The 11,870-nt window shown below is 45.8% G+C and carries 10 protein-coding genes; 1 reads left to right on the forward strand and 9 read right to left on the reverse strand.

Going from position 1 to position 11,870, the window contains the following annotated elements:
• Positions 1-7: 7 nt before the first annotated feature.
• The 7 genes from ACYVD3_RS00225 to ACYVD3_RS00255 form a co-directional block, all read right to left on the reverse strand.
• A complete protein-coding gene (locus ACYVD3_RS00225) occupies positions 8-1,930 on the reverse strand; it encodes a PTS fructose transporter subunit IIABC (protein WP_460640496.1) in 1,923 nt (640 codons plus the stop codon).
• Positions 1,930-2,847 (reverse strand): 1-phosphofructokinase, encoded by a 918-nt coding sequence (pfkB, locus tag ACYVD3_RS00230; RefSeq protein ID WP_460640497.1) that lies wholly within the window; start codon positions 2,845-2,847, stop codon positions 1,930-1,932. The genes ACYVD3_RS00225 and pfkB overlap by 1 nt, the downstream gene beginning before the upstream one ends.
• Positions 2,848-2,922: 75 nt before the next feature.
• Positions 2,923-3,096, reverse strand: a complete 174-nt coding sequence (locus tag ACYVD3_RS00235; protein ID WP_460640498.1) for a hypothetical protein — start codon at positions 3,094-3,096, stop codon at positions 2,923-2,925.
• 128 nt (positions 3,097-3,224) lie between these two features.
• Positions 3,225-5,303, reverse strand: coding sequence for a methyl-accepting chemotaxis protein (locus ACYVD3_RS00240; RefSeq protein ID WP_460640499.1), 2,079 nt, complete (start codon positions 5,301-5,303; stop codon positions 3,225-3,227).
• 267 nt (positions 5,304-5,570) lie between these two features.
• Complete coding sequence (locus tag ACYVD3_RS00245; protein ID WP_460640500.1) at positions 5,571-6,425, reverse strand: MurR/RpiR family transcriptional regulator; 855 nt, start codon at positions 6,423-6,425, stop codon at positions 5,571-5,573.
• Between the two features lie 95 nt (positions 6,426-6,520).
• Positions 6,521-8,065, reverse strand: coding sequence for a metallophosphoesterase (locus ACYVD3_RS00250; protein WP_460640501.1), 1,545 nt, complete (start codon positions 8,063-8,065; stop codon positions 6,521-6,523).
• Between the two features lie 188 nt (positions 8,066-8,253).
• Complete coding sequence (locus ACYVD3_RS00255; protein ID WP_460640502.1) at positions 8,254-9,426, reverse strand: class I SAM-dependent methyltransferase; 1,173 nt, start codon at positions 9,424-9,426, stop codon at positions 8,254-8,256.
• A 239-nt stretch (positions 9,427-9,665) separates the two neighbouring features.
• On the opposite strand from ACYVD3_RS00255, the gene ACYVD3_RS00260 reads away from it, so the two are divergent.
• Positions 9,666-10,598 (forward strand): DMT family transporter, encoded by a 933-nt coding sequence (locus ACYVD3_RS00260; RefSeq protein WP_460640503.1) that lies wholly within the window; start codon positions 9,666-9,668, stop codon positions 10,596-10,598.
• On the opposite strand, the gene ACYVD3_RS00265 is transcribed toward ACYVD3_RS00260, so the two are convergent.
• Both ACYVD3_RS00265 and ACYVD3_RS00270 read right to left on the reverse strand, forming a co-directional pair.
• The gene (locus ACYVD3_RS00265) at positions 10,522-11,163 is read right to left on the reverse strand and encodes a 4'-phosphopantetheinyl transferase family protein (protein WP_460640504.1); all 642 of its coding nucleotides are present in this window, start codon (positions 11,161-11,163) and stop codon (positions 10,522-10,524) included. The two genes, ACYVD3_RS00260 and ACYVD3_RS00265, sit on opposite strands and share 77 nt — an antisense overlap.
• An 18-nt stretch (positions 11,164-11,181) precedes the next feature.
• Positions 11,182-11,829: an MBL fold metallo-hydrolase gene (locus tag ACYVD3_RS00270; protein ID WP_460640505.1), complete on the reverse strand. Its 648-nt coding sequence runs from the start codon at positions 11,827-11,829 to the stop codon at positions 11,182-11,184.
• Positions 11,830-11,870: the final 41 nt, after the last annotated feature.

The raw sequence follows: 11,870 nt of genomic DNA on the forward strand, positions 1-11,870 counted from the left end.
AAACACTTTATTCTGTTTCCACATTCTTCTTTAATGCCGCTAACACAAGGCAGCCTACTGCAGAGCCGATAATAACGGCCAGCAGGTATCCGAAAGGATTTCCAATGGTAGGAAGGACGAAGATACCACCATGAGGCGCCCGAAGGGTACAGCCAAGGGCCATGGAAAGACCGCCTGCCACTGCGGAACCTAAGATACAGGAAGGAATTACACGGATGGGATCAGCAGCCGCAAAGGGGATCGCACCCTCAGAAATAAAGGACAGACCCATAATATAGTTTACCAAACCGGACTGACGCTCCTTTTCCGTGAATTTTTTCTTGAAAAATGTGGTGCAGAGAGCTACGGCAATGGGCGGAACCATACCGCCTGCCATAACAGCCGCCATAATATCAAAATTGCCTTCTGCCAACTGGGCAGTGCCAAACACATAAGCAGCCTTGTTTACAGGACCGCCCATATCCACGGACATCATGCCTCCCACGACAGCGCCAAGAATGATCTTACTGGTGCCGCCCATGCCGTTTAACAGGCCCGTGATTCCATCGTTAATAGCGCCTACAAAAGGATTGATAAAGGTGGTTGCCACTGCTACAAGGAAAATACCGATCAATGGATACAAAAGAACAGGTTTGATTCCTTCTAAGGACTTTGGAAGCTTGCTAAACGCCTTTTTCAGCATGATCACGATGTATCCGCCGATAAAACCGGCCAGCAAAGCACCAAGGAAACCGGAGTTTACACTTCCCCCTGCCGGGTTTGCAAAGGTAGCGCCCATTTTAGCAATAAGTCCGCCTGCAAACCCCACGGCCAGACCGGGACGGTCTGCAATGCTCATGGCAATGTATCCCGCCAGGACCGGAAGCATCATGCCAAAGGCCTGTTCTCCAATGGTTTTTAGGTAAGCGGCAAGAGGAGTGTTCTTTCCAAAATTAGAAGGATCAATGGAATAATCGTCAAACAGGAAAGCCAGCGCGATTAAGATTCCTCCGCCGATAACAAAAGGAAGCATGTGGGAAACGCCGTTCATCAGATGCTTATAAATGGAGCGGCCGACTCTTTCCTGATCGCCGCCTTCTGATGAGGAGGCAGACCCTGAATGATGGTAAACAGGAGTCTCGGAGCTTACCGCTTTTTTAACCAGGTCTTCTCCCTTTTGGATACCTTCCGTAACAGTAGCCATGATCACCCGCTTTCCGTCAAAACGGGCCAGATCCACCTTCTTATCCGCGGCTATGATGATTCCGTCTGCTGCAGCGATCTCCTCTCTTGTCAGGGCATTGCCAACACCTTCCGCTCCGTTGGTTTCCGCCTTAAGAGGGATTCCCAGCTTTTTCCCCTGCTGCTCCAAATTCTCGGCAGCCATAAAAGTATGGGCGATTCCCGTGGGGCAGGCAGTTACAGCCAGAACCCTGAATCCGGTTTGGGGCTTTGCCGCGCCTTCAACCTTTTCTTCTTTTTTCTTCTGATACCGCTCTGACTCCTTATCATCAATGAGCCGCAAAAATTCTTCCTTTGATTTTGCCTTTATTAAATCACCCTTAAAGTCTAGATCCATAAGGAGAGTGGAAAGCCTGGATAATGCCTCCAGATGAACATCCGCTTCTCCCTCCGGTGCTGCAATCATGAATATCAAATGGGCAGGAGAACCGTCAAAAGCCTGGTAATCCACTCCGTCAGGCACTACCATAGCGGAAAGGCCCGGCTCCTTTACTGCTGCTACCTTTGCATGGGGAATGGCGATCCCCTCGCCTACTGCCGTGCTTCCCAGGGCTTCCCTTGCCAGGATCCCTTCCCTGTATCCGGCCTTATCCTTAAGCCTTCCTCCGGCTTCCATTAAGCCTACCAGTTTGTCAATGGCCTCTTCCTTGCTGGAAACCGTTACTCCCAGCTCAATGCTTTCCTTTCTCAGCAATTCCGTAATTCTCATCAAAACCCCTCCTTTGATAATTCTTCATACAGCTTCATAATATCTTCCTTGCCTGCAAGCCCCTCTGAAAAGGCGCTGGCACTTCCTGCCGCGCTTCCAAGATGCAGTGCATGCTTAAAGCTGCCGTTTTCCAGATAACCTGCAATAAATCCTGCCACCATGGAATCTCCTGCTCCCACAGAATTCTTCACCGTTCCCTTTGGCACACCCATCCGGAACACTTCCCCTTCTTCAGTAATCAGAATGGCTCCGTCTCCTGCCATGGAAACCAGCACATTTCTGGCTCCCTTCTCCTGAAGGCGCTTCCCATAGTCGATGATCTCTTCCGGGCCATGAAGGGTTACGCCAAACATCTCACCTAATTCATGATTATTAGGCTTAATGAGGAAGGGATGGTAAGAAAGTACATTAATGAGGAGATCCTTTGTTGCATCCACCACAATACGGACTCCCCTTCCGTCCAGAGACTTCATGATCCGCTCATAGATGTCATCGTCAATGGATTTTGGAATGCTGCCGGATAAGACCAGCATATCCCCCTCAGTCAGATGGTCCAGTTTCTCAAAAAGCAGCTTTACGTCTTCCCCGGTGATTTCAGGCCCCATGCCGTTAATCTCTGTCTCTTCCTGGGATTTAAGCTTCACATTGATCCTGGATAAGCCCTTTTTGACACGGATAAAATCCGCCTCAAACCCAAGGCCCTTAACTCCCCGGCAGATCTCCTCTCCGGTAAATCCTGCCACAAAGCCAAGTGCGGTATTTTCATACCCCAAAGCCCATAAAACCGCAGATACGTTTAGTCCTTTTCCCCCATAATAGATGCTTTCCTGCTCAGTTCTATTGACAGCTCCCAGTGTGAAGTGATCTACCCTTACGACATAATCCAGGGCAGGATTAAATGTTACGGTGTAAATCATATGTCACCTCTCCTTTTATATATAAAATTTTATTTCTTCTCTACTTCTATAATATAATACGATTGCTTTATTTCGTCAATATCTTTCTTTAAGAAATGTTATTTCTTGAAGCATTTCAGGATTTTGCACAAATTTATTATAATATTTCGAAGAAAAAAACCGTTTTTTTATGCTGATTGCCTTTTTGAGTATTCCCTGATAAGGGCCAAAGTATTTACCCTTTTCTTCCGCTGTTTTTTCATCACTCATCCCCAACATCCTAAATAAAAAGCAGGTTTACACTGTCATCATAACATTGTGCAAACCTGCTGTCCATGGACTCTCTATGCAATTTTAGTCAAGGGGATATTCCCAATCCCCTTGGCTGCTTGATTCGGTTAAAAAAGCTTTTTCTTAATAGTATATCTGGCAACCTGTTCTTTAAGCATCTGAGCCTGTGCTGATAATTCCTGACTTGTAGCAGCGCTTTCCTCAGCGATTGCCGCATTGTTCTGAACAATATTGGAAATCTGTTCAATACCTGCTGTAACTTCTTTCAAAGATAAAAACTGTACATCGGTCTTTTCTGAAATTTCAGCAATATCCGAAATAATTTCTTTGGCGCCTGTCATAACATTTCCAAGGGAAGTCGCTGTAATCTCAGCAAATTCAGCACCTTCCTGTATGGAACGAAGAGAACTTTCAATCAAGCCGGTAGTATTTTTAGCTGCTTGTGCACTCTTTGATGCAAGATTTCTTACTTCATCAGCAACAACTGCAAATCCTTTTCCTGCTTCTCCGGCCCTGGCAGCTTCAACAGCCGCATTCAGAGCCAGTATATTCGTCTGGAATGCAATATCTTCAATGGTCTTTATTATGTTTCCAATCTGGCCTGAAGTTTCCGTTATATCAGCCATAGACTTAAGAAGCTCATTCATCTGTTTATTGCTGTTTTCCAATTCTGTTCCAACGGCCTCAGCCTTATCATTGGCATTATTCGCATGCATTGCACTTTCCTTGACCTGACCGGTAATTTCCATAATTTTTGCAGAAAGTTCTTCTATGGAACTTGCCTGTTCAATCGCCCCCTGACTCAATGACTGAGAACCGTCAGAAAACTGCTGGGAACCAGTTGCCACCTGTTCAGCAGCTACCCGCATTTCGTTGAAAGTATCATTAAGTGAATCTAAAATACGGCATAAACTAATCTTTATTTTATTAAAATCTCCTATAAACTCTTTTTCAATGGAAAGATCCAGATTGCCTGAAGCTACCTGTCCAAGTACCTTTGAAATTTCATTGATATAGCCGCCTAATATTTCCGAAGTTTCTTCAAAAATTTTAGCAAGCAATCCTAATTCATCATTTTTATAAATGATAGACCCATTGTCATGAGAAAGATCACCGTTTCTCATTTTTTCTGCCAGACCCATTACAGAATCCACGGGAGCAAGACCTTTCTTTAATGTCATAACACTGACCAATATCAGTACAGCCAAACCAATCATACCAATACCCGCTAACGCTAAAGTGATCGTTGCTACTGAGCTCATAGCCTCACTTTCATTCACCACAAAAGCACTTGACCAGTTAACATCAGTCCCCTCTAAATGAAGTGCCTCATGAATGACCAATGCAGTTTTTCCCTGAGAATAAGAATTCTTGATTTTTCCGGTTACCGATTTTCCGCTTGCCACTGCATTTTGAATTGCTTCATAATCAGAAACAGATTGGGGCACAGTGCCAACGATTCCTTTGTCTGCAGTGTGTGCCATACAAATTCCATTGCTTGTAACAATATAGCTATAGGAAGTCTCATATCCTCCGTCTGCATAATCTAATCCTGCAATGCTGGACAGATCGATATCACAGTTTGCAACTCCTAAAAATTCACCGTCTTCATTTACAATGGGGGTGCTCAGCGTAATCAGCCAAATCTTTTCACCTGTAGAAAGCTGGTACTCATATGGTTCTGTTACATGAACCGATAAATTATTCTTTGCAGGTAAATAATAATCTGCATTTCCGTATGTATCAAAATCATTTAAAACATCAAGTCCTGCGCTGGAACCATCCCGGAAAACATAATAAGAAAGTCCGTTGGGTGTATCCGGCATATATTTGTTTGGCTCAAACGCATAATATGCGGAAAATATCTTGTTGTTTTTTAATACTCCCTGCAAAGATTTTGCCAGCATTGCATTTGCTTCTTCCTTGTTAAGTGTTTGATATCTCTGCACTTCTAAAGATAAGGCCTGGGAAAATACCAGCATACTATCCAAATACGATAATACTTCTTTGGCATTTTCTTCTGCAATATAATTTAGCTCTTTCTCCGTCATTTTAGTTACGGTAGTACTTGCTAACAGACTTAAACAGGAACACATTGCAACAATTACAATCAAGATTATAATTGCCATAGTAATCGGTATTTTTACTGAAAGCCTGTTTCTCCATAGTATTTTTTCATTGTTCATCTTAATTTCCCCTTTTAACAGTTATTTTCAGGCAAAAGACAGTTTTCTGACTGTCAGGATATTTTCCCTGACCATATTCCTTCTTTTTCCGGCTTCTTAGAAACTATATCGGCTTAGATGAGTTTCTTCATAAGTTCTTCCGTTACACTTTATAATCCCAGGAGGATTGGGTTTCCTAAAGAGCACAAAGAAAATCGGAGCCAGGACTTGTGTCCTGACACCGATTTGCCTGCAGCCAGAACCGCCGGTTTTACCAGCGGTGCTGATTTACTTTTTATCATCAGAAATGGCGATCTCATGACGCCTGATACGGTCATGGGAATCCTTTCTGCTGACCGATAAGAACAGATACAATATTTCCATCACGGTCGTAGCCGACACTCTGGAAAAGCAGAACTCTCCCAGAAGGAGTTTTTCCCTGGTGGCTGTGGTGATGTGGTAATCACAGGCCTGGCCCAGGGGAGATGAGGCGTTGTTGGTAATGGCAATGGTTGGCGTATGGTTTTCCTTTGCAACCGCCACCAGGGTCATCAACCGCTTGGAAAAGCCGGAATTGGATATGATGATGATGGCATCCTCTTCCTTAAGATTGCAGGTATAGGCCATCTGGGTTTCCCAGATGGAACCGGATACGGCAGCAACCCCAAGTTGATTGAACTTAAAGGAGCCATCCATTGCCACCGGTATGGTATTCCCAACAGCCACAAGCTGTACGGTCCTGGCTCGTTCGATCACGGACAGGATCCGGTTTAACGCCTCCGGGTCCATCATGGATATGGTCTGGGTCAGCTCCGCCACCTTATTGGCCAGAATATTCTGAAGGGACTGAGCAATGTTATCCCGGCTGATGTCATTGGAGACTTCAATGGAATTGCCCCTTTCCTCAGCCACCTCCTTTGCCAGATTGATTTTTAAGTGATGAAAACCGTTAAATCCGCACCTTCTGCAGAATCTGGACACCGTTGCATCGCTGGTTCCGCTTGCAAGGGCCAGCTCCGCCACCGTCATATCGATTATGTCACTTTTATGGGCCAGGATATAATCCGCAATCTTCTTTTCCGCTTCAAAAAACGAATCATAAGATGAACAGAGAACACCGGATACGCTAATATTTTCCTGCATGAACAATCTACCTCGAACTTTACGTAATTTTATTTCATCATTATATCACGACATGAAATATATTGTAAAGGGGCTGTCTGCTTTTCCTGTCTGTCTCATTCCTTCTTCTCCAGCCGGCACTCCCAGGTGTTGTGGTCATATCCCGTATCCTTAAGGATCTTTCCAATTTCAGCAAACATCCGGCTTTCCGGCAGATTCCTCTGCCATAAACCGAAGGCTTCCCCTGAGCGGATCTCTGCCCCATTAACAGGGACTCCTTCACAGTAAGCCCTGTTAATATCCCCATACAGCTCTGCCATTTTTTCCACCTGTTCCTCCGGCAGGTTCTTAATCTTGCCGGAAACCTGGCTGCTGACCACTTCTGTAAGAAATTTCATCCCGTATTCTTTGAAATTAAGAAGATTTTCATCGGAAATCCCCTCTTCCTTTGCCCAACCTTCCACATCCATGGCCCTGGTGGTATAAACCAGCCTTTCATCCTCTGTCCACTGAAGAACCCCGTAGCGGCAGGGCGAAATGGCAAAAGAGTCTGCAACCACTTCACTGATATGGTAGGCGTCCTCACTCTCTCCCGGCTCCGGCTTATGCTTTTTGGTCCTCTGCAAGTGCAGGTGGCCGCTTATGTAAAGAGGAACCCGGTAGGATTCCAAAAGTTCAATGACATTCTGGCTGTTTTCAAGGGTGCAGTCGGTTGGATAGAGAATGCTTTCCTTTAACAGGTTGTGATGAGCGATGGGGATCACAGTTATCCCCTGCCGCCTTGCCTCTTCAAGCTGTTTTTTCATCCATACCAGGGTCTCATCTTTGATCTTTCCTCCGACCTTATTAAGAGGCTCATACTGGGCGGAGTCAAGCATCAGAAGCCAGTTTTTCTCATCCAGCTCATAGACATAGCTTAAGGAGTCTTCATCCCGGTTCTTCGCCTGGTCATACCCAAACCGGCGGTAAATGTCATAAAACCCCTGAGGGTCTACAATATCCGCCACTTCCTTTTCCTTGCCGAAATAGGAGGCTGAAAAATAGTTGTTAATATCATGGTTGCCGGGAATGACAAGCACCTTTACTCCCTTTTCTTCCAGTATCCCCAGTTTCTCCGCCAATGCTTCATGGCCCGCCTTTTCCCCATTAAGAGTTAAGTCTCCGCTTAAGACCACGGCAGTGGGCTTAAGTACTTCCATCTCAGCCGTAAAAGCATCCATGAGCTGAGGAATGTAATTGACCAGCTTTCCATCGTCCTGCTTTTGCATCTCATCAAAGGCCTCTCCGTAATCCGTAAGCATTGGAGAATAATAATGGACATCAGAGGCGACTACGATCACAGGAGGCTTGTATTCCTCTGTCTCTTCCTCTGTTTCTTCCTCTACAGGCTGTTCTTGCCGTTTTTTCCTGATCTCTTTCCGGGTTTCCGGTTCCGTTTTTTCTTCACTTGTCTCTGTCTTAAAATTTATAGGTTCTTTTTCACTGGTACTTTCCTCCTGCTCCGTCGGCTTTAAGCTTTCTTCATAAGACTTGCCGGAGGTTTCCTCCCTGCCACGTTTGGAGGTATCCAGATTATCCACGACCATGACAATGCCAAAACAAAGGAAAATCATGACCGTATAAATCAGGACCAGGAGCCAGTTCTTTTTTCTTCTGTTCATGTTGTTCCACAAAGATCCCTTTCCACTTCCTGTCAGTTTTATCCTATGGAATCATAACATGTTTTCAAAAATACGGCAACCTTTTCTCTCTTGCAAAGGCCCATGGACACACCCGGGCCTTTTCCGTTCTCTCCATGATACAGCAAAAATCCGCCGCTGTCACGAACACACAGGGCGGATTTTTACATTTATTCATACCATCTTATCATTGGAAGGTGATTGTTTATCCCTTTGGACACAAGGATCTGATGGAGATCAATGACCCCGTTGTTAAAGGTGGCAGCACAGGAGCTTAAATACAAGTCCCACATTCTGGTAAACTCTGCTCCCATTTTCTCCTGGATCTCTAAACGGTTGTCATTAAAATTCTGTCCCCACAAAAGCAGGGTCCTGCAATAATGGCGGCGAAGGCTTTCCACGTCCAGGGTGTAAAACTGATGCTCGCTTAAAATGTTGATCATCTCCCGAAGGCTTGGAATGGTGCCTCCCGGAAAAATATATTTCTTCATCCATGGATCTCCCGGATATTCCTTTAAGGCACTGATGTAATGAAGAAGAAACAATCCGCCTGGATTTAACACTGCTTCCGCATTTTTTACGAACAGACCGTAATTGTCCCTTCCCACATGCTCCAGCATGCCGACGCTGACAACCCGGTCAAAGGTCCTGCCCCAGTTTTCTAAGTCCCGGTAATCCATCAGTTCCACCGACACCCTGCCCGTCAGGCCTTCCGCCTTAATCCGCTCTTCAAATTTCTTTTTCTGCTCTTTGCTTAAGGTGATTCCAACTCCCCGGGTCCCGTATTCCTTGGCAGCCCTGATCAGCAAATATCCCCAGCCGCAGCCGATATCCAGAAGGGTCATGTCCTTTTTCAGATAAAGCTTCTTTAAGATCCGTTCCACCTTATTGCACTGGGCATCGTATAAGGTATCATTTTCCGTCTTAAAATAGCCGCAGGAATAGCTCATAGTATCATCAAGCCAAAGGCGGTAGAAATCATTTCCGATATCATAATGGGATGTGACTTCCTTTTCCTGATTCCGCTTGGACTGGGACGAAAAAATCAGCTTCTTAAGCTTTCCCTGATCCATTGAAAACTTCTCCATCTGGCCCAGGAAATGATTCAGTGCGTGAAACAGATCCCCTTCAATATCCAGGCTCCCTTTCATATAGGCCTCTCCCAGGGCCAGAGAAGTGCTGGTCAGCAGATCCCTGCCTTGGATATCCTCTTTCAGATCCACAATAAACGTTGGATTCCCCTGCCCGATGTGATAAGTCTTTCCATGAATCTTTACGTCAAAGGGGTGCTGGTCAAATCTCTGAAGAAAGGAAATTAAAAAGTTGTCTGTCATGGTTTTCATGGCATTTCCTCCAATCTGCTTTTTATTCCTTCTGAGATTTTTGCCCGTTTTTCGTGATTTCATAAGCCTTGTTTATTGCAAAGTTCCATTTTTTCAACATCAGGGCCGTTCTGCAGGACATTTTTTATAATCTGTGCTAAAATTTAAGAAGCTGTCAGGATGGGAAAAACCGGTAACATGCCATACTGTTTATCCCTTCCCATGAGGCGGCATAAAATCACTTACAGGAGCAGACGATCATGAACAAGCAAAATCATTTATACGGACACTTAGCCGCCGGGTTCTCCATATTTGTATGGGGAACTACCTTTATCTCCACCAAAGTTCTTCTTGAGGCTTTCACCCCTCTTGAAATTCTGTTTTTCCGCTTTCTCATGGGGTATGCTGCCCTGTGGCTGGCTTGTCCCCGCCTTTTGCGCACAAAAAGCCGGACACAGGAAATCCTTTTCGCAGCCGCCGGAATATGTGGCGTAACCTTATATTTCCTCATGGAAAATTTTGCCCTTACCTATACCCTTGCCGCCAACGTCAGTGTGATCATCGCCGTAGCCCCGTTTTTTACAGCCCTGTTTGACTGGCTGTTCCTAAAAGGGAAAAAACCGGGTCCCCGCTTTCTGGCGGGATTTTTGACTGCGATCATGGGGATCAGCCTGATGAGCTTCCAGAGAACCTCCGGCATGAAGCTGAACCCAAAGGGGGATTTTCTGGCACTGGCTGCCGCAGTCACCTGGGCAGCTTATTCTGTGATCACAAAAAAAATAGGAGAATACGGCCATGGGACCGTTGTAACAACGAGGCGCATTTTCTTCTACGGCCTTCTGTTCATGGTTCCCTCACTGGCAATTCTCCCCTTCCGCCTCGGCCTTTACCGCTTTGCCGATACAAAGAACTTATTTAATATCCTGTTTTTAGGCCTGGGTGCCTCTGCACTCTGCTTTGCCACCTGGAATTTTGCCGTGAAGGAACTGGGCACTGTAAAGACCAGCGTCTACATCTATGCAGTCCCGGTGATCACTGTGATCTCATCCATGCTCCTGTTAAGGGAGCCCATCAGCTTCCAGTCTGCCTGCGGGATCATGCTGACCCTGGCAGGGCTTATGGTTTCCGAAAGCAAGACCCATTCCCAGGGCTTCCGCCTTCGGTGGAGAAAACAAGGTTCTGCCCAAAATTGATTTTCTCATCCCCCAGGGCACATATGGAGAGAACATATTCCTCCTCCACCATTGTCTGATAAAAGGCTGCGCCTGGAACAGAACACACCGGATGGGCCTCCCCATTCCATTCAAAGGATATGCCGGTGAGAGGCATGGTGATGCCGCAGCCCACCGCCTTTAAGTAGCTTTCCTTTAACGTCCATATCCGGAAGAAGTATTGGGAATGCTCCTCCTCCGGTATCTCCTCCATACGCCGTCTTTCAGCATCAGAAAAAACCTTCCTCAGGATATTCTGCCGGAAGGGCCGTATCCGTTCCACATCGATTCCCAGCTCCCTGTCTCCAATTCCGCAGGCCACCATGCCGTCTGTATGGCTGATGTTATAGCGGATGTGGGGAAAATCCTTAAGATAGGGTTTTCCGTGCTCCCCTTTCAAAATAACCGGCTGGTTCTGTGATCCTGAACTGATTCCATATAGATCTTTTAACCCCATGTGAAGAAGCTTTTTTCCAAGCTCATGCTCCTGCTCCCACTTTTTCTTTCCACAGGCTGCCTCATATCTTGTCAGATAAATCCGTATCATACTGCTTAAAACCTTTGTCTAAATTCCTGTCTTGTTCCACGCCCGGTTTTCCACCGGACTTCCATGACCGAAATATACCTTTCTCGCGCCAAGGGCGCTGATCTTATCCGCACTTTTTATCATCTCTTTCCTGTCCCAGTATATCATGGACAGTCCGGGATAAAACATGTTCATCAATGCGTCTCCCACAATAACAGCCTTTTCCTTAAGGTCAATTCCTATGGACCCTCTGGTATGCCCCGGAAGCTCCATGATCCTGGCATTGATCCCGTACTCCTTCAGCCAGTCTCCCTCTTTCAAAAAAATTTCCGGGGTAAACTCCGGTATCCTGTCCGTCTCATAGCTTTTGGCCGAAACCTCCGCAACCACCATTCCCAAAAATCCCTGATAGCGGAGAGGCTCAGTAAAACTGTCTTTAATGAGATTTAAGTCCTCCTTATGCAGGGCAACCGGAACTCCCAATGCCTTCTTAAGATAGGCCGTATTCTGTACATGATCCGCATGACCATGAGTGAGTACGATCAGCTCCACCTTTGTTTTCCGGCATTGGGCCAGTATTTTTTCTTCAGATCCGATCCTTCCTGTATCCACAAGAATGGCTCTTCCATGTTCCTCGATCAGATAGGTGTTCACACTTCCGCATCTGATCCGCTTTATTTCTGCCATCTTTTTTCATCTCTCTTTCAAATACATTTATTTCTGCAGGC

It is taken from the genome of Lacrimispora brassicae, from assembly GCF_054772055.1.